At 42.1% G+C, this 22,127-nt stretch carries 20 protein-coding genes and 1 pseudogene; 7 read left to right on the plus strand and 14 right to left on the minus strand.

The features are described from left to right. Nucleotides 1-35: 35 nt before the first annotated feature. On the minus strand, nt 36-785 hold the full coding sequence (locus LNTAR_RS16660) for a GDSL-type esterase/lipase family protein (protein WP_007279912.1): 750 nt from the start codon (nt 783-785) through the stop codon (nt 36-38). A 166-nt stretch (nt 786-951) separates the two neighbouring features. Between LNTAR_RS16660 and LNTAR_RS16665 the strand changes: the two genes are divergently transcribed. Then, complete coding sequence (locus tag LNTAR_RS16665) at nt 952-2,643, plus strand: transglutaminase-like domain-containing protein (RefSeq protein ID WP_007279913.1); 1,692 nt, start codon at nt 952-954, stop codon at nt 2,641-2,643. Here the strand turns inward: LNTAR_RS16665 and LNTAR_RS16670 are convergent. Next, nucleotides 2,640-3,176: a GbsR/MarR family transcriptional regulator gene (locus tag LNTAR_RS16670; RefSeq protein WP_007279914.1), complete on the minus strand. Its 537-nt coding sequence runs from the start codon at nt 3,174-3,176 to the stop codon at nt 2,640-2,642. The genes LNTAR_RS16665 and LNTAR_RS16670 overlap by 4 nt on opposite strands. A gap of 131 nt (nt 3,177-3,307) precedes the next feature. Here LNTAR_RS16670 and LNTAR_RS16675 point away from each other — a divergent pair, with 131 nt between their 5' ends. From LNTAR_RS16675 to LNTAR_RS16685, 3 genes are read left to right on the plus strand one after another with little or no spacing between them, the layout of a single operon-like run. Then, entirely contained in the window at nt 3,308-4,198 is an 891-nt protein-coding gene (locus LNTAR_RS16675; RefSeq protein WP_007279915.1) for a methyltransferase domain-containing protein, read from the plus strand. Beyond that, a complete protein-coding gene (locus LNTAR_RS16680) occupies nt 4,185-4,877 on the plus strand; it encodes a hypothetical protein (RefSeq protein WP_007279916.1) in 693 nt (230 codons plus the stop codon). Before LNTAR_RS16675 ends, LNTAR_RS16680 begins: the two co-directional genes overlap by 14 nt. Before the next feature lie 10 nt (nt 4,878-4,887). Continuing rightward, nucleotides 4,888-5,799, plus strand: coding sequence for an epimerase (locus LNTAR_RS16685; protein WP_007279917.1), 912 nt, complete (start codon nt 4,888-4,890; stop codon nt 5,797-5,799). 80 nt (nt 5,800-5,879) lie between these two features. Here the strand turns inward: LNTAR_RS16685 and LNTAR_RS16690 are convergent, their stop codons facing one another. From LNTAR_RS16690 to LNTAR_RS16720, 7 genes are all read right to left on the minus strand, one after another. Then, nucleotides 5,880-7,019 (minus strand): Fic family protein, encoded by a 1,140-nt coding sequence (locus LNTAR_RS16690; RefSeq protein WP_007279918.1) that lies wholly within the window; start codon nt 7,017-7,019, stop codon nt 5,880-5,882. Between the two features lie 367 nt (nt 7,020-7,386). Continuing rightward, nucleotides 7,387-8,673 carry a beta/alpha barrel domain-containing protein gene (locus LNTAR_RS16695; RefSeq protein WP_007279919.1) on the minus strand — a complete coding sequence of 429 codons (1,287 nt, stop codon included), beginning with the start codon at nt 8,671-8,673 and terminating at the stop codon, nt 7,387-7,389. Further along, complete coding sequence (locus LNTAR_RS16700; protein ID WP_007279920.1) at nt 8,670-9,662, minus strand: tRNA dihydrouridine synthase; 993 nt, start codon at nt 9,660-9,662, stop codon at nt 8,670-8,672. Before LNTAR_RS16700 ends, LNTAR_RS16695 begins: the two co-directional genes overlap by 4 nt. After that, entirely contained in the window at nt 9,663-10,475 is an 813-nt protein-coding gene (locus LNTAR_RS16705; RefSeq protein ID WP_007279921.1) for an acyltransferase, read from the minus strand. Further along, nucleotides 10,472-11,821, minus strand: coding sequence for a phosphoglucosamine mutase (gene glmM, locus LNTAR_RS16710; RefSeq protein WP_007279922.1), 1,350 nt, complete (start codon nt 11,819-11,821; stop codon nt 10,472-10,474). Before glmM ends, LNTAR_RS16705 begins: the two co-directional genes overlap by 4 nt. Nucleotides 11,822-11,842: 21 nt before the next feature. After that, nucleotides 11,843-12,220 carry a hypothetical protein gene (locus tag LNTAR_RS16715; RefSeq protein WP_007279923.1) on the minus strand — a complete coding sequence of 126 codons (378 nt, stop codon included), beginning with the start codon at nt 12,218-12,220 and terminating at the stop codon, nt 11,843-11,845. A gap of 148 nt (nt 12,221-12,368) precedes the next feature. Then, a complete protein-coding gene (locus tag LNTAR_RS16720) occupies nt 12,369-13,736 on the minus strand; it encodes a c-type cytochrome domain-containing protein (RefSeq protein WP_007279924.1) in 1,368 nt (455 codons plus the stop codon). An 806-nt stretch (nt 13,737-14,542) separates the two neighbouring features. Here LNTAR_RS16720 and LNTAR_RS25975 point away from each other — a divergent pair. Continuing rightward, entirely contained in the window at nt 14,543-14,869 is a 327-nt protein-coding gene (locus LNTAR_RS25975) for a GxxExxY protein (RefSeq protein ID WP_007279925.1), read from the plus strand. A 194-nt stretch (nt 14,870-15,063) separates the two neighbouring features. Here the strand turns inward: LNTAR_RS25975 and LNTAR_RS25980 are convergent, their stop codons facing one another. Beyond that, nucleotides 15,064-15,390: a hypothetical protein gene (locus LNTAR_RS25980; protein ID WP_157473641.1), complete on the minus strand. Its 327-nt coding sequence runs from the start codon at nt 15,388-15,390 to the stop codon at nt 15,064-15,066. A gap of 130 nt (nt 15,391-15,520) precedes the next feature. Next, a complete protein-coding gene (locus tag LNTAR_RS16735; RefSeq protein ID WP_420798222.1) occupies nt 15,521-16,402 on the minus strand; it encodes an IS701 family transposase in 882 nt (293 codons plus the stop codon). Nucleotides 16,403-16,588: 186 nt separating this feature from the next. Here LNTAR_RS16735 and LNTAR_RS26715 point away from each other — a divergent pair. Next, nucleotides 16,589-16,780: pseudogene (locus tag LNTAR_RS26715) on the plus strand (GxxExxY protein); the annotation flags it as partial. Nucleotides 16,781-17,280: 500 nt separating this feature from the next. After that, nucleotides 17,281-17,745, plus strand: coding sequence for a GxxExxY protein (locus tag LNTAR_RS16740; protein WP_007279928.1), 465 nt, complete (start codon nt 17,281-17,283; stop codon nt 17,743-17,745). A gap of 218 nt (nt 17,746-17,963) precedes the next feature. Here LNTAR_RS16740 and LNTAR_RS25985 read toward each other — a convergent pair whose 3' ends face one another. The 3 genes from LNTAR_RS25985 to LNTAR_RS25990 form a co-directional block, all read right to left on the minus strand. Beyond that, nucleotides 17,964-18,773 (minus strand): CPBP family intramembrane glutamic endopeptidase, encoded by an 810-nt coding sequence (locus tag LNTAR_RS25985; RefSeq protein WP_007279929.1) that lies wholly within the window; start codon nt 18,771-18,773, stop codon nt 17,964-17,966. Beyond that, nucleotides 18,746-20,362, minus strand: coding sequence for an ABC-F family ATP-binding cassette domain-containing protein (locus tag LNTAR_RS16750; protein WP_007279930.1), 1,617 nt, complete (start codon nt 20,360-20,362; stop codon nt 18,746-18,748). The genes LNTAR_RS25985 and LNTAR_RS16750 overlap by 28 nt, the downstream gene beginning before the upstream one ends. Nucleotides 20,363-20,515: 153 nt before the next feature. Beyond that, nucleotides 20,516-22,084 carry a 3-phosphoglycerate dehydrogenase family protein gene (locus LNTAR_RS25990; protein ID WP_007279931.1) on the minus strand — a complete coding sequence of 523 codons (1,569 nt, stop codon included), beginning with the start codon at nt 22,082-22,084 and terminating at the stop codon, nt 20,516-20,518. Nucleotides 22,085-22,127: the final 43 nt, after the last annotated feature.

Here is a 22,127-nt window from a genome sequence, read left to right on the forward strand (position 1 = left end):
TGACAGGAATCAATGATGCCTAGGAATGGGAGTTTTTACTCTTCCATGAGCTCTGCGAGCTTGGGTTCAATCGCCTCGGCCCATTTTGGGTACATCTCATTATTGGGGTGAAGCAGGTCACGCATAACGTTTTTGTGGAGGACTCTTTTATCATCCAGGAAGATATCGTTGATATTCATATAGAAAATATCTTTGTTATCGGCGTAGGTTTTTATAATCTCATTAGTGCCCATGGTGAGCTTGCGCAATTTATCGTTGTCATCCTTTCCTCTGGGGAAAATAGCCAGCATGAGAATTTTTGTTTCGGGTAGCTTCACTCTAAGTTCTTGGAGAATAGCTTTGATGCCTTTTGCGGTTTCCGCAGAAGCTTCCTGATGGTGGCCAGCATTATTGGTACCAATCATTAAAACGAGAGCTTTTGGATTGATGCCATCAACAGCCCCATTATCTAAGCGCCAAAGCACATGCTCTGTGCGGTCTCCGCTAAAACCAATGTTGAGAGCCTTGCGTTTAGCGTAGTACTTCTCCCAAGTTTTTTTCTGTCTATCCCAAGCGTGCGTAATCGAGTCACCGAGAAAAACGACTTGGACATCACCTAACTTTTCTTTTTGAGCCAACTTTTCTTTGTGTCGTGGCATCCACCATTTTACCGCCCATTTGGCATCTTGTTGAACAGGAGTCGTTGAGCGACCCGTATTTTTAACGGATTCACCGAGATTATTACTTGCGCAAGAAGTCGTGAATAAAAATACAGCAAGGCAGAGTGTGAAAAGTACTTTTTTCATAAATATTATCCTATAAACTAAAGTTAAGTCGGGCTCCGCGCCCTTTCGCGAATTCTTAGTTTAGTGTATAATCCTACGATTTATATAAAAAATGAATTTTATTTTAGAAGCTTTTGGTATCTTGGAGGAAAAATGAAACAGCAAAATAATTTGGGGAGATTTAATCATGATTAAGTATTTATTTTTAGCACTGAGTTTTTGTGCTTGGGGTGCAGATGAAGACCTCGTGTTGACACAAATACAAAAGTCAAAAAATATGACGGATGTCAATAAGATTGTTAAGGAGATTATTGTTAATGACGATCATAAATCATCTATTCGGAGTATAGAGAAATATCTTCAGGCACAAAATTTATCAACGATGCGTGCCATGCCAAAGATGTTAATATTTGCGGACCTAGCAAAATTTTTAAAAGTAATGTCTCTATCAGATGAAGTATCACCAGAATTTATTTTATGGCTTTCTGAGAGCACTCGTCGAACAGATTTAATTTACTCAATTACGCCTAATGATAATCTAGGAGAAGTGTTAGCTATTTTAACAAAGCTCCATAAACATGATCCCAAAGAAATTACAAAATTTTGGAAATTAGCTTTAGCCATGAGTTTAGTTTGGGATGATGAGAAGAAATTAATGCATCATCAAATGGGCAAAGATTTGCTACCCTATTCTTGGCAGATTGTAGAATTGTATGATTATTTTAAAGAACTGTACACTCGTGGAGCAAAAGTTTCCTATTCAAAACTGTCAATTCAAGACTTGGTCTTCGTCGTTGGTGTTAATGTGCCCTTAGAAGAACTTCATTGGGCGAGAAAAAATTGCTCCGGCTCGGCAAAATCTTGGGCGAAACGATACTTTGAAATTAAATACAATCACGTTCGCTTGAATGCCAGTCGCTATCGTTGGGACCAAGGAATCTATAGTCTAGCTAATATTAAAGAGCTAGGGGGGATTTGTGTTGACCAGGCCTATTATACGGTTATTTCCGCGAGAGCCAACGGTATACCTGCTATGTACTTTAGTGGCATGGGGCGAGGTAGTACGACCACGGGGCATGCGTGGGCGGGAGTCATGAAAGATGGTAAAGCTTGGGATTTAGAAATAGGTCGTTATTCACAAGGAAACTATGGTGTGGGAAAAGCTCGTGACCCGCAGACGAATCAACGCCTCACGGATCATCAATTAGATTTTAAGAGCAACCCTTTATTTACATCAGATAAATATAAGCAGTCTCTGAAAATAACGAGTTTAGCGAAATACTTTTTAAAGATGGGCAAAGAAGATTGCGCTGAATATCTCTATAAGAAATCGCTAAGTTATTCAAAAATGAATTTAAAAACCTATGCCGGACTGAAGACGATTTATAGCAAAAAAGAAAGTCCATCTCAACTGATCCAAGTCATGAAACTGGAGATGACGGCCTTTAAAAAATATGATGACTTTGTCTATGAATTAGGAACTGCATTAGTCGATACTTTGAATAAAGCAGGAAAAGCTAGCGAAGCTAAAAGTCTCCAAAAATCTCTAGTGCGCAAAGTGGAAGATCGTTATGATTTGGCCGAAAGTGCCACCCAGAATATGGTCAAAAGCCTATATGAAAATGGCAAAGCAAAAGAAGGCCGTCGAGCCTTTGAACGTTACATCGATGATCAACCTGATTTTTATAATACCCTGAACTCAGATTTAAAGCTGTATTATGATTTAACTAAAGAACATGATCAGCTCAAATATACGGTGAGATTCCTCAAAGATATGATGAAAGGCAGTCGTGATCGCCAAGCAGTTGTTCAGGATTATCTCTACAAAGCCTACATGGACGTAGGCGATGAGAGAAATGCAAAAAAACTACTGGATTAAGATTTAGTAAACAACTTAAGCAGGGAGCCGCCTTTCACTAATTTTTTCAAAATGGGTAGGGGCAGTTTGGAAAAAGAGTCGTGGAGGATGGCTAAATCTTCCATGAGCTGACTCAGCTCTTTCATGGCCTTGCGCGTATTTTCGGGGAGTTCTTCCTCATCAGCCATTTCAATAAAATCTTTCACCGCTGAAATGGTGGGGTCGAGCTCTCGCTTGCGACGTTCTTCTAAAACGATCTGAAAAACTTTCCAGGGATCTTTATCCGTGGTGAAATGTTCTTTGCGTCTACCTAAAATGGGGGCGCTTTTAATCAGCCTCCAATCTTTAAGTTCTTTAAGGGAATTTGAAACATTTGAGCGCGCAATGCCCAATAGCTTAGTAATTGAGTCGGCATCGAGGGCTTCGTCAGCCAAATACAAGAGTGCGTGAATTTGTGCAACGGTACGATTGACGCCCCATTGAGGGCCCATTTCACCCCAATGGAGGATATAAGCTTCCATCGAAGGAGTGATTTTAAAATTCTCTGTATCCATAATGATCCTTTAGTTCTTACTTAATTATGAACAAATTTGAATTTTTTTCAAAGCCTAGCTTGACTAATTAGTGAAATTACGGTTATTTCTGTATAGACAGAAGTTACTGAAATAAATAAAAAGAGGTCGAGATGCCAGTATGTGAACAAGTGAAAGACGATGTGAAATTGCTCAGAAGCCAAGAAGAGATGATTAAAGATCATTACCGTGAAAATTTAGAAGACTACCTCTTTTGGAGTCCTTCGGGCAATATGCATTTTGGTTACTGGCATGGTGGGCTCGGCTTTTTTAATCGTGATCAGCAAATACAAGAAATGAATCACCAAGTTTTAAATGCCTGCAATTTAAAAGAGGATAATCATTTGTTGGATCTGGGTTGTGGCTTAGGCGGCTTATTACGCAGTGCTTATGAAAGAAATGAAAACCTTAAGCTCCATGGGATAAGCATTGTCGAGGAACAAATCGAAAAGGCCCGAAAATTTGGCCTTCCCCAAATTGAGTATCGTCTAGGAAATTTTAGCTCTTTGCCGTATCGAGAAGAATCGATGCATGCTTGTACTGCAATGGAGAGCTCTTGCTATGCTCAGGGCGAGTCAAAAAAAGACTTGATTGCTCAAGCCGCAAAAGTTCTCAAGCCTAATGGACGTTTAGTGATTGCCGATTTTTTCATTAAAGCGGATGCGAAATTGGGACAAAATACAGTGAACCTTTTAAAGAAATGGGGGGACAACTGGGGTATTGTCGAAATCGGGCGCTTGGATAAAGTACAGCATGCCTTGGAAGAAAATGGCTTCGAAAATATAGAAGTTAAAAATATTTCCAAAAACCTTATTCCTTCTTTACTTCAAGTGCCCTTCTTAGTGGTGATTCATTTAGCGCTACTCATTTTGAAAGGCAAATGCAATAAGTCACGCTGGGAACATATGCAATCCTGTTTGCTCTGTATTCCCCTCGCCATTCAGGCACATAAATTTACTTATAGCATCATAAGTGCAAGCAAGGTGGACCATGCAGCTCATTGATCCAGACACTAAAAAGAAGTGGACCTTTGAGTACCGCGCCGTCAATGCTATTCGAGCGCGAGTCACAAAAAGACAATTGGCCAATTTTAAACTCAGTTTAGTGGAGGCTGAAGATCTTTTTGATTTGCCAGAACATTTGCGACTTTGGCAAGATGAAGAGGGTCAAGTTCTGCTCAGTTTATGTATGATTTGGATGGATTCCGTTGCACCTGATTGGATGCCTTTAGATATCCTACCGCAGAGTTTTAATTGTGCTTTACGTTTATCCTGCGTTGATCGCCAAACGGGCGAAGATTGTGTGTGGGTTGATACGCGTTACAGCGATAATTTTTTGGTGGGTGCGAGTAAGTTTTTTGGCTTACATGGTTTTTCTACAGATTTAAAAGTGGCACAGAAAAAACTCAAAACCCCAGAGTGGGGATTTGAAGAAATTATACAGGAATTTGATGGTGAAATCATGGAGGATCAAGCATTTGATCAGCTCATTGCAGATGGGGTGATTAGCTATAGTTGGGGCAAGAATAAGACGCTCGCAAAACGTGCCGATTTGATTAAAGAGAAGCCTTCAGTTTTTCGCGTCCACAAAAAGCTCACATCAAAGTTAAAGATCGGCAAGCAGGTTTTTATAGGTGATCTCAGAGAGAGTGAAGGCAGCCTCTACACTTGGAAATTTTATTGAGGGAAAAGCAATGAAAAAAGTTATTATATTTGGAGCTTCTGGCTTTATTGGAAGCAACTTAGCGAAGTTTTTAAACAAGCAGAATTATAAAGTAATTCTGATCTCACGTCATTCCTCAGGGCTCGAAGGGCTTGGTAAGTTTTGTCAATGGGATGCACAGAATTTGGGTCCGTGGGTAAAGGAACTCGAGGGTGCTGATGCATTGGTCAATTTAGTGGGCCGTAGCGTCGATTGCATCAAATCAGCTGAAAATTGCGATGCGATTTTGAGATCTCGAGTTCAAAGTACCGAGTTGATAGGTAAGGCACTGAAAAAATTGCGAACACCGCCAAAAACTTGGATTCAAATGTCGACGGCGCATATCTACGGAGATCCCGAAGACATTGTTTGTACAGAGGATTCGCCATACGGTTATGGGCTTGCCCCTTTTGTGGGACAAGCTTGGGAACAAGCTTTTCATGACTCCGTATTAGAAGGTATGCGTAAAGTTGTTTTGAGAACGAGTTTTGTTTTAGGAAAAAATGGTGGTGCCTTGCCTCGTTTAGCAAAAATTGTCAAATGGGGCTTGGGAGGAAAAGTGAGTCATGGTCGCCAAGGCATTAGTTGGCTTCATGAAGATGATATGAATCGAATCTTTTTAAGAGCGATCGAAGATGACGCAATGCAGGGGACGTATATTGCTTCATCACCTGAGCCCGTATCCAATGCAGAATTTATGCGGGAATTGCGCAAAGCCTTGCGAGTTCCTTTTGGCTTGCCAGGCATGAGCCCTCTCGTTAAGTTAGCGGCACCGCTCATCATGAAAACTGACCCCGAACTCGCTTTATATGGCCGGTACTGTCGACCACAAAAACTCCTAAACGAAGGCTTTGAGTTTAATTGCCCCAAGCTAAAGCAAGCACTTGTGAACCTTTATGATTAAGAGGAAATGATGCTATTGAAGAAACTTTCTTCGAGGCCGCTGGGGTAGGCGGCTGGGAAATCGAGGGCGGTGTAGTTTTATTAGTCATCACGGATGGGGATAAAGCCATTACGAGCTAATTGTGGAATGATACCGCGAATTAAAAAACTGTTGGTAAATGAAATGTGATAGCGACGGGTATTACCTATGTCATTCGCAAGCATTTTCTTTTCTTTTAGGTGGCGTAAACGTCTTGAAATTGAGGTTGATTGTTCTTTTGGAAAAAGCGCCTGTATATCACTATTTTGAATGGATTGTTTTTTGACGGTTTCCAGTAATATCGCGTACTCATCTTCATTCACTAATTTTTGTTTCAAAGAAAAATCTAATGAAGGTTTGAGAATATATCTCACTAAATAAGAATAATCTGTTAAGCGATCGATTTTTGCAATTTCTTCTTTTAGTCCATCTAGGACATAGCAACACCAGGATTCTATACCTTCAGAAGTATTAGAATCCGCTTTAGCTAACTGTTCGTTATAGATGTCACGATTAATACAAAAAACAGCTGTTGGATTGAGTATTCGACCTTCACCAACCCTAAAGCCTTGAGATACAAGCATTGCATAAGTTAGGAGTCGGCCTGTTCGACCATTGCCATTGCCAAAGGGGTGGATCCACATGAAACGGTGGTGGGCAATGGCGACTTTTAATAAATCATATTTAGCGGGGTGGTCTTTATTAATAAATTCAATTAATTCATCGATATACGCTTCAACTTCATGAGCGGTTTCAGGAGGAATATGATCTGATCCAGTGATTTCAACCCCATGATTTCGGAAAGCACCAGGGTTGGCATCACCTTCACCCTTAGGAGGGGGAGTTAATCCTTTAACGATTCCATAATGAAGTTCTTTTAGGTAGCTTTTTGTAAGACCTCGTTCACGAATAGAGTTATCGATAAACTCCATAGTCTCTTCAATATTACGAATCTCTTTGATGTTTTCATCAATGTAGGGTCGATCTTCAATTCTTGTTTCAACAAAGGACGCAACAGTTGTATTATTGCCTTCTATACGTGCGGATCCGATACTCTCTAGCATGTGAAAAAGCTGTTTTAACTGAAAGAACACTTCTTCGTGAGTTGTTCCGCTTAATTGTTTTCGTCGCAAGTGATCTAAGTCAATAATTAGGTCAGTTAACGGCGAAGCAAATTCAGGCTCTAATAATTTAAGTTCCACGCGGTTCCTCAGCAATATTTATAATTCCGTATAAATATAGGCCTGCAATATAAAAAAGTAACAAGTTTCACCTAAAAAAAGTAACAAAATCAAAATTATAAAAATAACAACATAGTTAAATTGACACTAGATATAGTTATTATTTCATATAAAACACTATATGTAGTGTTTAGTGTCGTAAAAACTATCTTCATTAAAATAACAATATATCCTTAAGTAAAGTAACAAAATAGATATTATTAAAATAACAATGTTTACTTAGTTTAGATTCTTAGAGTGCTTTATTTATACAATGAAAAGCTTGATAGAAGCGACCTTGGAGTGATTGTTTAATACGTCTCGAGGTAATGGTCTTCATACTTTATGATTAAGAAGAAATGATGCTGTTGAAGAAGCTTTCTTCGAGACCGCTGGGGTAGGAGGCGGGGAAGTCGAGGGCGGTGTAGTTTTTGCCGAAGTATTCTTTTTGGACTTCGGCGTGTTTGGCATCGGCGGCTTCGTCTTGAAGCAGGGTGAAATGACGGCCCATGAACACGGGCTCAAGTAAGATGTGGAAATCGCCTCGGAAGCTACGATTGAGGAATTCGCGATCGTTAATGATATTCGAACTGGCTTTGATGTGCTCATTGACAATCATATCGCCTGAGGGGCGACGTTTGCCATAGCGGCGAATATTGAGGAAGCCCGGGAGCCTTGGGAAAGCGCAGTCGTCAGCAAATGAATGCAACCATTGCCACTTAGATTCGGCGTTGCAGATGGCGCTTTTGAGTGCGTGGATTTTCACATAACCCAAAGAACCTTGTTCGCGCTTGAAGTTGAGTAACCAGAAGTCGGGTTGAACGCCCGTAGCTTTTTGCTTTTTGAGCACGGCTTCGCTACTGGGAGCGGCGCAGTAAATTTTTGATTGTAGCCAGGTGCGATCGTTGAGGATAGTACGGTATTTTTCGAGTTCAGTCTCGACGGCATTAAAAGGAATGATAATTCCTTTGGGGGGGTAGGGCAAAGCGCGCAAGAGTTCGAAATTCTTTTCGCTCGGCGCGCTGGCACTCAAGAGTAAAAGAGCGTGAGGATTATGCTCGAGGACAAAGGCATCGTATTCCAAGAGCAGAGTCGTTTTTGAGGTGTCACCATGATTTAGAACGACCTCAGCACCCCCAATAAGGCCTGCACGAGCACTGACTTGAGTTTTACTGATAAGCGCAACGGGAGCTTCTCCAAGAGCAGTTTTGAGTCGAGAAACGCGAGTAGCGGTATTAATGGACTCTTCGATAATCTGCTGAAAATGCTTGAGTAGGATGAGCGTTAAAAAAGTATTGCCTTGAATACAGAGGCAGGGTTGGCTGCCAAAGAGAAAAGTTCCATCATGGACTGCATCAACTCGCCAAGAGGGTTTGACGTTGTGGATCATGGTGAGGAAGTCGTTGACGTCTTCGTCGATACAATCTTTGAGGGCTTCTTCTAATTCATTTAAAAAAGCTTCGTCGGCTTCAAAATTTTGCAGCTGTTCAGCAAGGACGCGAATTCCAGCACTAATGACGTAACCCCAATGATTGGGAAGCTTAGCAATCAGAAATTGTGAGCAAATTAATTTGTCGGTGGGGGCCAACTTCCAGCGTTGGTAAGCCTCGTAGACATCTGGTAAATGAAAAATCATATCTTTCCTATTGCACATATTTCTTTGCCACAGAGCTCTCGTTTTTCTTTGAGAAAGCTATGGAGTTTATTCATCATTTCATCAATTGACTGACTGCGACCAATAGCTTTGCGAAAGGGGGCAGGCTCAGGTAAATTGACGGAAAAGTACATTAACATTTCTTTAGTCTTGTTCAAAGTGCCCTGTTCGTTGTCGCAGAAGTCCGAGAAAGCTTGGGCAATGCCATGGTAAAAGTGATAGATGTCTTCCCAATTTGGGATGAAGACTTCCTGATCAGAGAGCACTTGCGAAGTCTGTAAAAATATCCATGGGTTGGAGAGAGCACCACGACCAATCATCACCCCATCGCATTGGGTTTCTTTGAACATGCGCACGGCATCTGCGGCAGTGCGGACATCGCCATTGCCAATGACGGGAATGGGGGATTTTTCTTTGAGAGCACTAATAATGCGCCAATCTGAATGACCTTCGTAATGATCGACGCGGCGGCGCGGGTGAACGGCTAAATAATCGGCGCCTGAATCGACGATGGCCTGGAGGATTTCAAAAACGCCTTCCTTATTATCGAAGCCCGCGCGAATTTTTGCGGAAAGCGCACAAGGCACTTGCTCGCGCATGGAGGCCAAAACTTGGTAGCAGAGCTTGGGGTCTTTGAGCATAGCGGAACCAACACCGCCTTTAACGGCGCGCTTGGTGGGGCAGCCCATATTGACATCCACTGCATCGGCACCGCAATCCACGACGAGTTTTGCGGACTCCGCCATCAGTTCAGCATTATTGCCCATGATTTGCACTGAGAGGGGAATATCCCCTGACTTAACAATCTGTTTTTTGAGAGAACGCATCGAGGGTTTGTGGCTCGAGATGCGAATGAATTCAGTGCACAAGAGATCTAAACCACCGTGTTGGGCGATCTGATGTCGCATGAGGGGGTGAGTGACACCCTCCATGGGGGCAAGGCTGAGTTTAAAGGGAAAGCTTGAGGTCATTCACGCTTTTAGATCTTTTTGGACAATCTGGCCGGGTAGAGTAGTGGTTTCCGGGTAGAGCTTACGGCCTGGGTAAAAGGAGGTGTTGATGCCCGTGTGAACGCCATCGCCAATAATGACGCCAAATTTACGACGTCCTGTATCAATGAGTTCCCCATGGAACTCTGAGCGGTGATTGGAACCATCGTGGCGTAAGTTGGAACTCACAGTACCGGCACCGAGGTTAACTTTTTCACCAAGCACCGAGTCGCCTATATAGGAGAGGTGGCCGACGTTGGTATTGTTCATGATCAGAGAATTTTTGATTTCGACGGATTGACCGATGTGGCAGTTGTCGCCGATAAAAGTATTGCCACGGATGTAGCAATTGGGGCCGATTTTACAGTTGTCGCCGATGATGACATTACCCTCGATAAAAACACCGGGAAGGATTTTAGTGCCTTTTCCCGCGTAGAGGAAACCTTCGTTTTGAGCACCATCATATACGTGAGCTTCAATAAAATCAGTATCGATATGTGCGACTAAAATTTCGTTGAGCCTGAGTAAATCCCAGGGGAAGCGTAAAGCAAAGCTATTTTCGGAGAGGTCTTCACCGCGTGAAAAGTTTTCTAAATCCTCAGGAGCATACCAGAAGTTATCTGCGAGTAAGACCTCAGGAGCTTCTTTTGAAAACTCGTGATCAGTGGCTTCGAGAAAATCAATTTGCGCTTGTCGCACGGTGGTACCGGCGACGGGGAGTTCGCTTATGGAAGCGTCGCGACGCAATGATTCAAAATAACTGGGGTTCTCACCTGGGATAAAGTCAAATTTCATGCACCGATCTCCTCTTCAGCTTGCTTAAGGAATTTCTTAATCCATTTGTCCACAACTTTGTTGCTTTGAGCTTCAACTAAGATGCGGAGTTTCTTTTCTGTTCCAGAATAACGTAATATGCAGCGACCCGTTTTGCCAAGTTCTTTCTCACATTCTTCAATGAGAGCCGTGAGACCAGGGAGGGTATTGAGTGCAGGTTTACTTTTGACCATGACGCCCGCAAGCTTTTGAGGAAAGATTTCCATTACAGAAGCGAGTTCTTTAATACTCTTGCCAGATTGTTTCATGAGTTCGAGGACGCGGAGGGCGCCGAGTGTACCATCGCCCGTGGTGGAGTAATTACCGAAGATGATGTGACCTGATTGCTCGCCACCGAGCTTAATATTATCTTTGCGCATGGCAGCGATCACATGGCGGTCACCCACATCAGTGACGACGCATTCAATGCCATTTTCTTCCATGAGTTTGATTAAACCCATGTTGGACATGGTGGTAATGGCAATTTTGTTGCCGGTCAAAGTTCCCGCTTCTTTCATGGCGAGAGCGCAAATCGCAATGATGCGATCGCCGTCAACGACTGTGCCATCAGCGTCAGAGAAAATGACGCGGTCGGCATCACCATCGAGGGCAATACCACAATCGGCGCGATATTTTTTAACTGAGCCTGCTAAGCGTTCGGCGTAAGTGGCGCCACAGTTATCGTTGATATTGAGGCCATCTGGATCAACAAATTCTTTGATGACTTCACAGCCCAATTCCTTGAGAACAATGGGGGAAAGGTGATAGGCAGCACCATTAGCGCAGTCTAAGACGACTCTTAAACCATTGAGATCCATATCATTAACTGAACCTTTGACATACTCAATGTAGCGTCCACCAGCATCGTCAATACGGTAGGCTTTACCGACATTGGCACCATTTTTAGGAATGATTTCTTCATCGGAGAGGATGAGTTTTTCGATTTTATTCTCGATGGCATCAGTGAGCTTGTAGCCATCATTAGCAAAAATTTTAATGCCATTATCTTCTGCAGGGTTGTGTGATGCAGTAATCATGATGCCCGCTGATGTTAACATGGATCGAGAAAGTAAGGCAACTGCAGGTGTTGGCATCGGGCCAACCAAGTAAACATCCATGCCCATGGAGATGAGCCCTGAGGTTAAAGCCGTTTCTAGCATGTAGCCTGAAAGGCGAGTGTCTTTACCTATAACCACACGGTTTCTACCTATGTTCATTTCGCCAAACACGGCGGCAATAGCCTTACCCATGCGCATGGCCATCTCTGGCGTGATGGGGTATTCATTAGCACGCCCGCGAATTCCGTCTGTTCCGAATAATTTTCCCATGGCTATCTCCTCAAATACTATTTAGTGGAAGTCGCCTGATTTTGCAGGCTCGACTCTAAAGTTAAAATCAATCTTGTAACCGCCCACTTCAAGAGTGATCACGGTATTCATACGCGTAAGTAAAAGGCGGTAAGGGATTTTTGCGGATCCCGCAACCGTGTTGACGCCGACATTGACGTCGCCCAAAATATCTTCAGCGTCTTTAACAGCGATGAGTAGGTTGCGTAGTTTTTCTAATTTTTCGATGAAGGTGCTATCAGAAAAGGAATACTGACGGTAGCAGTGCGGGCATGTTAAGAGCCCTTCTTTTTCCTTAAGTTCCATGACGTTAAAGTTGATGGTCTTGCCACATTCTTCGTCGAGACAGAGAAAGTCGACTAAGGCAGTCATTTTATCCATTGGCTTGGACTCCAGTACATTTTTACAATTTTCGCTACTTTAGCATGAGCTGATGATAATAAAATAAAATACCGCCTAGGGAGGCGGTATTTTTGAATGTATTTAGTGTGTCCTAGTGGGACTTAGTAAGTCTGAGTCGAGCTCTGGCTTAATCGAGGCCTTTTGCACCATCTGCGATCCATTTTTTGATCATGGCGATTTCTTCTTTCGTCGCAGGGTTCTTTTCCTTGGGTGGAGGCATGAGCGCGTCTTCATCATCAGTCACGAGTGAGTCGTAGAGCCAAGAATCTTCAGGCTTGCCAGGAACGATGAGTTCATCTTCAAAAGTCGCTTTAATCACTTCGACAGTGTGGAGACGCACATCGCCTTTATCTTTTTCTTCACCATGACATTTCGTGCACTTGGCTTCGAAGAAAGGGATGACGGTTTCGTGAACAAATTTTTGATCAGCTGTCATGTTGGCGAGGTCGAGTGCGGGTTTTGCGGCTTCCGTAGCTTTTTCAACTGTGGGCTCAACTTTTGCGGCTTCCGCAGCAGGTGATGCCATGGGCTTGAGTTCCACATCGCTGAAAGAGGCGCCAGCATTGATCCAATCTTCGATGATCTTGATTTCTTCTTTCGTCATCGCTTCGTTACCTTCAGGAGGCATAATTTCGTCAGGGTCATCACTAACTAAAACATAATATAATTCGGAATCCATCGCATGACCGGGACTTATAATTTTGTCATAGCGACGCATGATACCGAGGATATTATTGAGCTTGAGTTTGCCCTTCATTTTTTCTTCGCCGTGGCAAGATACACATTTGGCTTCGAAAATTGGGAGAACTTTGGCTTCGAAATAAGGAAGTTTACGAGGTTTTTTAGCTTCCTCAGCATCTTTTGGTTTTTTAGCTTTTCGACCCGTCATTTTACGAAGGGGATCGGGAGCGTATTCAAAAAGGTATTCAGTACCGTGAGTGAGTGAACCGCCATCGTGACCTGCAAAACCCATGATCACACAAGCTACAAAAATGGCGACGCGAAAACGGTGACGTTTCGCTAAAACCTTGTCTTTGCGGTAGTGATGTTTGAGGTAGAGAGCAATAATTGCGGCAACCGCAACCGCCATACCTAACCAACCGTGACGTGAAAGGAGTTCTGGGTTATATCCGCCAGGGAGAGCGAGCAGGATACCAAAGAAAGTGGCACCAACAGAAGTGAGTGCAGCTAACCAGCATAGGATATACATGGCTTCGTCGTAAATTTCGACTTTACGCCACCAAGAAAAAATTTCGAGGAAAGCAATAACAGCGAGAAGACCTACAGGGAGGTGAAGAATGAGTGGGTGATGACGGCCGAGGAAAATTAAAAAGTCGGGTATATTGCCATCGGTGGTAAAAGTAATGGCGCGAATAAACTTCATAAAGAGAGTTTGTTGAGCTTCGGGATTCACGGGTGCAGCGGCTTCAGCTGCGAAAGTCGTAAAACTAAAAAAGAGCGTAGAAATAAAGAGATAAATTTTATTATGTCTCATAGGAACCTTTGTATTCTAGATGGTTGAGTTTTTTAATGTCTTAATCATACGGGAAAATAACTGTTTATCAAGCATGTGATTATCTAGAGTTGAGTTTCCCTATAAATATAATTCGTCGTAAGAAGGGTAAATCTGTCTAGCCTTATTAAAGTTTATGTATTATTACTACAAATGTTAACAGGATTGGACTTATAAAATGACAAAAAAGCTGAAGTTTAAGAAAATGATGTCTCTATTTATTAAGTTCCCGCTCAAGTCACTTTGTTACATGAACGGGTGTAAATTTATGGGGATTTGCCGAAAATATTTCTCGAGAAGGTGCTAAGACTCCATGTTTAAGAATATGATGAAGAAGAACTTAGTCTAAAACGATTTAATAAATATTTCTCGCGAAGGCGCCAAGCCGCCAAGTTTAATAAAGAAGTTGAGAGGGCTTTCTATTATATTTATATCTAGGCTAAAGCAATCTCAGAGAAAAAACTTAATTGCCATAGCGACTTGGCGAGAGCAAAACCCTATCAATCGAGCTCACCGAAGATATTGAGGTATTAATATCTGTTCACAAGGCCATGGGTAGTGATGGGTAAACATAATGTCTACTTTCAGTGTATAATTTCTCGCGAAGGCGCAAAGACGCAAAGTTAAAGAGAAGTTTGTGAGTAAACACTTTATTGTTGTCTGATTAAACTAAAGCAATTTCAGAGAAAAAACTTAGTTGCCTTAGCGTCTTGGCGAGAGCTAAACGCTATATGTCGAGAACTTCAGCTCCAAGAGTATTGCCAGAGTCGTAAGCAATGGGGAAAAAAATGTCTAGTTATTTAGGAAAATATTTCTCGCGAAGGCGCAAAGACGCCAAGTTTAAGAAGGAAGAATTTTTGGAGAGAAATATGGACTTAGAGATTTTAGGCAAAGAGATTGTTGATTCGGCGTACAAAGTTCACACTGAACTAGGGCCGGGTTTATTAGAGTCGGTTTATGAAGTGAGTTTAGCTTATGAACTAGCGAAACGTGGTCGCAAAGTTCAGAGGCAGGTGCCCATGAAAATTAAATATGAAGACATCTATTTTGATGAAGGCTTTAGTACTACTTTGGGGCGTTTAGAATCATATTGCTCAGATTCAAACGCGGCGTGATCATAAAATATATAACCCCAGATTACCCCCGCCATCAATAGATGGTAGACAGGGTACATTTCGATTTTGTGATGAAGTGGTGGTCTGATTCGACTAAAAAAGCCACAAAAATCATCTGATTTAAACAGCAGGAAGCCTTCCTCTATCTTGATAGAAGAATTTTTGTAAGATTGAGACCGCTTGAATTTTAATTATTAATGTGGAATAGCATCCCGACTGGCATGATCTATACTTTTTTGCCGTTTTATATGCCTTACCTCCATTTGAACACAGAATTCTTCCAAGTTCGTTACTTTCTTGGGCATAAGAAACTCCATAGCTCTTCTAATGTCGGCACAAGATAAAAGAGGCAAGGTGTCTTTACAATCCATACGCTCTTCCATTAAAAATAAGGTAGCGAGCATGCAAAGGCTCATATGGTGATAAAAACCACGATATTTCCTGACTTGGTATTCATCCATAGCCACTTCATTTTTATTGTCCTGGAATGAACGCTCGATCCAGTAGCGTTGCCGATCCATTTGAATCATCTCCTGAAGCGTTTTTGAGCTTGCTGTGTTGCTTATTGTATAAGTGTAATCCTTCAATGAAGTAGTTTGATTATCTCTACAAATTATTAAATCCCACTGTTTTACTTCGCCCGATTCGTCATCATGCAGCACACTTTTTTTGGAATGCCTGAACCTTTAATATGCCTTTGGTTGTACTTCTAATGTCAATATCTTCCCAAAGATTTTCTTTAATGGATTCGGCGATACTTTTTACTGTCACACTCAAAGTTTGTGCCCGTAGTTTTGTGGGCTTACGTCCCTTATTAGACTCTCGCTCAGGGAGTTGAAACAAAGGCTCCTCAAGATAAACGTGAATACTATTACGCATTCGCCCCATGACAACTTCCCCTAATTGATCGAGTCTATTGATGAATTTAAAGCTACTCCCATAAAGTGCATCAACTGCAATGAAATCATATACAATACCTTGCGTTCGGGCTTCCATAACGCTTTCTATTGCGAGTTCAATTTTCGTTTTGAATTCTTGTTCATCTTCGGGAATCCCAGCACGATTACAGCGTTCTTTATCTTCGGTCCAGCACTCAGGGAGGAATAACCGGCAGTCAATCAAACTGTTATATGCTCCGCACCCCAAGGATGAAAAAACCGCAACTTGTCCATTGTCTACTTTACCCCGACACCCGAGCCATTGACGTGATACGCCAACAGAGTGCATACCTTTTTTGACGAATGAACTTTCGTCGATATAAAAACCTATTGGCAGTTCGCTTTTGTTGGAGTAGTCCTTCAGTTTACGATTAGCCCTCAAAGCTATTTCAGTCATGAGCTGATTGTGACACCACGGTGATTTAGAGATGAATTGACGAAGTTGTTCATAATTTACGGCGGGGACGCTTTCTTCGATACGCTCTATATTACCTTTCTCGGAGGTAAATAAACCTCCTGTATACATAGACGCAAGTTCATTTGAATCATGAGTTTGTGTCTTAAATACAGCTTTGAAATTATCTAGAAAACCCAATAATCTATTGGGGATTTGACTTAATAATGCTATATTGTCTTTATGCTCATTAGCAGGTGGGGCTTGGGGTCATTTTCGATCCTTTTTTTTGTTGTAAGTGTTTCTTTTTCATGATTTTACTATACTTCACAACCTTGAAATTTCGACCTCTTTTGAGTGCCTTTTTAAACTCCCCAAAGTAGTATTAGAGCCGATTTAATTGTCAATGACTTGGTGATCATTGAGTTGAAATCAGTTGAGAAAGTTCATCTCGTGTATAAAAAGCAGTTGTTGACCTACTTAAAATTAACCGATAAGAATTTAGGTTTTTTGATTAACTTTGGTGAGGTACTTATAAAAAATGGTATTACCCGAATTGTCAATAATTATCGGGAATGAAGTAAAATTTGTCTTGCGAAGAAACCAAGCTACTAAATTGAGCGTATTTTTAGGTGAAATAATGTCTAGTTTTCAGGATATAATTTCTCGCGAAGGCGCAAAGACGCGAAGTTTAATAAAGAAGTTGAGAGTCAAAACTTTATTGTCGTATACCTAAACCAAATCAATTTCAGAGAAAAAACTTAGTTGTCTTAGCGTCTTGGCGAGAGCTACTATTATTTATTTCTCAAAAAGGTTGGTGGTTCCGAGAGTGCCCCAAAACTGAGCGTATTTTTAGGTGAAAGAATGTCTACTTTTCAGGATATAATTTCTCGCGAAGGCGCAAAGACGCGAAGTTAAAGAGAAGTTTGTGAGTAAACACTTTATTGTTGTCTGATTAAACTAAAGCAATTTCAGAGAAAAAACTTAGTTGCCTTAGCGTCTTGGCGAGAGCTAAACGCTATATGTCGAGAACTTCAGCTCCAAGAGTATTGCCAGAGTCGTAAGCAATGGGGAAAAAAATGTCTAGTTATTTAGGAAAATATTTCTCGCGAAGGCGCAAAGACGCCAAGTTTAAGAAGGAAGAATTTTTGGAGAGAAATATGGACTTAGAGATTTTAGGCAAAGAGATTGTTGATTCGGCGTACAAAGTTCACACTGAACTAGGGCCGGGTTTATTAGAGTCGGTTTATGAAGTGAGTTTAGCTTATGAACTAGCGAAACGTGGTCGCAAAGTTCAGAGGCAGGTGCCCATGAAAATTAAATATGAAGACATCTATTTTGATGAAGGCTTTAGAGCCGATTTAATTGTCAATGACTTGGTGATCATTGAGTTGAAATCAGTTGAGAAAGTTCATCTCGTGTATAAAAAGCAGTTGTTGACCTACTTAAAATTAACCGATAAGAATTTAGGTTTTTTGATTAACTTTGGTGAGGTACTTATAAAAAATGGTATTACCCGAATTGTCAATAATTATCGTGAATGAAGTGAAATTTGTCTCGCGAAGTAATCAAGCTACTAAATTGAGCGTATTTATTTAGGTGAAAGAATGTCTACTTTTCGGTATATAATTTCTCGCGAAGGCGCAAAGACGCGAAGTTTAATAAAGAAGTTGAGAGTCAAAACTTTATTGTCGTATACCTAAACCAAATCAATTTCAGAGAAAAAACTTAGTTGTCTTAGCGTCTTGGCGAGAACCCTTTTTTATTTCTCAAATCCGCCGAAGAGGTTGACGGCGCCGAGGGTATTCACAAAGCTATGGGCAATAATACATGGGAAAATAGATTGGCTTTTGTGGTACATCCAACCAAAGATACAGCCGAGTAAAATGAGGGGGATCATTTGATCGGGGTCAAAATGGATGAGGCCAAAAATTGTGCCGGTAGCGATAATGGAAGTTACGGGTGAGAAGCTCTTTTCTAAACCATCCTGGAGAATGCCGCGGAAAACAATTTCTTCCCAAACGGGGGCGGAATAAACCAGCATGAAATAAGCGGCAGTGAGAGTGAAATCTTTTTGCTGGAGCAGGACTTCAACTTGTTGAGCTTTGGGAGTGTAATCCAAAAGTTTGAGGATGAAATCATAGGCAAGGGCGACAAGTAAGCAGAGCAGAGTTCCTTGAATGATCAAGATAAGATTATCTTTGAGGCTTTGGCCTTTGGGGACAATTTTAAAGGCTTTCTGCATGAGGTTAGTGCGAAAGATGTAGTAAAGCAAAACCACAGTGGCTGAGTAGGAAGCAGATACGATGAGGCCGATCCCAAAAATCTTGGTAAAGATCACCATGAGCGCCTGCTGTAAAAGGATAATGGCAAAAGCCTCAATGATGCCCCAAATAGTTAACTGCTTGGAGTTTAATAGCGGTGTGGCATCTAAGCTCTCTTGTGGGAGCTTAGGACCCATGTCGCGATCATCTTTTTTGATGGGGGCATCATTGTTCCCAAAATTGGGAACAAATTCTTTGCGAGGAATATTCTCGAGTGAGTCTATTTCTTCTTTTGGCTGTTCTTCCACGCTTCGTACTCCTCGAAGTTGCCCGGGTAATCGGTGTAAGTGCCATCGCCGTGCAATTCAATGATACGCGTAGCTAAAGAATTAACGAACTCACGGTCATGACTGACGAAAATGACAGGATCAGAAATGAGTGTTAAAGCATAGTTGAGAGATTCAATGGCTTCGAGGTCGAGGTGGTTAGTCGGTTCATCCAGAACGATGAAGTTACCGCCTTCGAGCAACATAGAAGCAACGATCAAACGGGCGCGTTCGCCACCAGAGAGAACATTGATTGGTTTGAGTGAGTCTTCGCCTTTGAAAAGCATGCGACCCATTGCCGAGCGTAGTTCAGTCTCGGTAATACCTTCTTCCGGAGCAAATTTACCGAGCCAGTCAATGGCTTTCATATTTTCATCGAGAACTTCTTGGGAATCCTGAGGGAAGTAAGAAAGTTCAATCGTTTGACCAATTTCAAGGTTTCCAGAGTCGGCTTGTTCTTTGCCTAAAAGTGTTCTGAGTAAAGTTGTTTTACCGACGCCGTTGGTACCAATGATAGCGATTTTTTCATCGTTATTCATGTGGATGTTAAAATCTGTGAAAAGTGGTTTGTCGTAGCTCTTACAGAGTTTTTCAGCGTGAATAACTTTGGCACCGATCTTGGTTTTAGCTTCGAAACGGATGTAGGGAGCGACGCGGCTCGAAGGCTTAAATTTTTCGATTTGGAGACGATCTAGTTCTTTCTGACGAGCAGTTGCTTGCTTTGCTTTTGAAGCATTGGCACCGAAGCGCGAAATAAATGTTTTGAGTTCGTCGGCGCGTTTCTCTTTCTTGTCGTTTTCTCTTTGCTGACGATCCAGTTGGATTTGGTTAGCAATCATGAAATCGTCGTAGTTACCCGTGAACAGGCGCATGGCTTGGTAGTCCAAGTCGGCAATATTGGTACAAACACTATTAAGGAAGTGACGGTCGTGAGAGATAACAATGACTGTACCTTCATGACGCTTGAGGAAGTTCTCGAGCCATTCGATGGTATCCATATCAAGGTGGTTGGTCGGTTCATCCAGTAAGAGGATATCGGGATCACCGAAAAGTGCTTGAGCTAGGAGAACACGAAGTTTGAGGCCACCAGAAATCTCGTTCATCTTACGGTGGTGTTCTTCTGCGGGGATACCGAGACCAGAGAGAAGTTTGGATGCATCACCTTCCATGGTGTAACCGCCTTTTTCGCCGTACTCGGCTTCTAGGTCACCGTAGAGGTAGTCGGCATCTTCGTCACTAATTGTGCCATTATCACTTTGGTCATAGAGATTATCGCGTTTTTGGTGAAGTTGCCAAAGCTCATCATTACCAGTGAAAACTGTGTCGAGCACTTTAAAGTCATCGTATTTGTAGTGATCCTGACGGAGGAAAGACATACGGCAACCCGAGTCAATTGAGACTTGACCCGTAGAGGAATCGAGTTCGCCCGCGAGGATTTTCATAAAAGTAGATTTACCTACACCATTGGCACCAATTAGACCATAACGGCAGCCAGGTGAAAATTTGACGGACACTTCTTCGAAAAGTGTGCGCTTCCCGAAGCGGATAGAAAGGTTGGATACAGCGATCATAAATGGGACCTAAAAGATAAGATTAAAATTTGGCGCTTAAAGTAAAAGCAGGAAACGCAAATTCAAGTCATTTTATTGCATGGTTTTGTGTAGGATAAGAAAACAAAAAAGCCTCCCGTTGAGGAGGCTTTTTTAAATCAATGAAGAATCGTTTTAGAGGCTAACTTGGAAAGCTGCTTCGCTGTCGATTTTACTGTTGATTTTATTGATAACTTCATTGCTCACTTCGCTATTTGTTTTAACAATGGCAATTGAACGTTTCTTTTCAGTATTGTGCGGTGAACGCAAATCTTCGATGTTGATAGATTCACTAGCAAGGATTTGTGTGATGTCTGCAAGAACGCCGGGGCGGTCATTGTAGATGAACACAGTGCTGAAACCATCAGCTGCATAGTAAAGTTTGTCGAAGTCATCGATACGAGAAATGATGATGTTACCTTCTGCAACAGTACCGCGAACACTTAGGCGTTCGAGCTTACCGTTAGTGCTTTTGATGAGGTCAACAGTGATTGACTCGCCGTAATTTTTTGAGTCATCAACTTCGCGAACGTCGAGTTTAATGCCGTGAGATTCGAGGATTTCTGAAGCTTTTTCAGCGTTAACAACTTTGTCGTTAGCAGAAGCACCCGCAACAATGGCAGGAACGAGGAACTTATCGAATTGCTTGAGCTCACCATAGAGAGAGATGTTGATTTCGTATGGTTGGCTATCACCCATCCAAGCTTTAGCAACTTTAGCCACTGAGTAAGCGAGTTCTTGGTACTCGGGAGAGAGACCGTCTGGAAGAACTTTGTTCACTGCAAAAACGCTGATGCCTTTACCGAGGTAGTTAGAAACTTGGTTAGCGGCCATAACAGCTGCGTTGGTGTTAGCTTCGATTGAAGAAGCACCCAAGTGAGGAAGCATGATGTCTGAAACGTCGGCAATTGTTTTGTCGCCAGCCGCATCTTTAGGATAAACATCGTTTGCGTAGTAGATAGTTTTTGTTTTCTTAACTTCACGGAGAGCCGCTTCGTCAAGAATTTCGTAACGTGCACAGTTAACGAGAACCGCACCGTCTTTCATGCTCGTAAGAAGATCCGTGCTAATAACGTTAGCCGTTTCTTTAGTTGCAGGCATGTGGAGAGAGATGAAGTCAGAACCAGCGAAGAGTTCTTCGAGGCTGACATTTTTAGCGCCGAATTCAGCAAGCTTATCTTCAGATACGAAGGGGTCATAAACTAGGATGTCGACTTCGAAACCACTAAGACGTTTTGCGAGGAGTTGACCAATGTTACCAAAACCAGCGATACCAACAGTCTTGCCTGTAAGTTCGAAACCTTGGAGTTGAGCTTTCTTCCATTCGCCAGCGCGAGTTGAACGGTCACCTTCGATGAAGAATCGAGCGCAAGAAATCATCATGCCAACTGCTTCTTCAGCCACAGCGTTTGAGTTAGCACCAGGAGTGTTCATGACAGTGATGTCTTTACTGCGAGCGTACTGGATATCAATTGTGTTGTAACCAGCACCAGCACGTACAACAGCTTTAAGATTTGGGAAAAGGTCGATGACTTCAGGAGTGAGCTTCTCAGAACGAACGATCATGCCTTCAGTATCAGGGTGAGCTTTTGCTAGTTCAACGAGATCGACGCCAGCTTCTTGTACAACGGTAAAACCGTTGCCTTCGAGGATATCCTTTGCAGCTGTAGAAAGCTTAGTAGGGATTAAAACTTTTTGTGACATTTTTGTCTCCATAATTAATGGCTATTATTTAGGTCACCCAATA

The organism is Lentisphaera araneosa HTCC2155, assembly GCF_000170755.1.
Classification (GTDB): Bacteria; Verrucomicrobiota; Lentisphaeria; order Lentisphaerales; family Lentisphaeraceae; genus Lentisphaera; species Lentisphaera araneosa.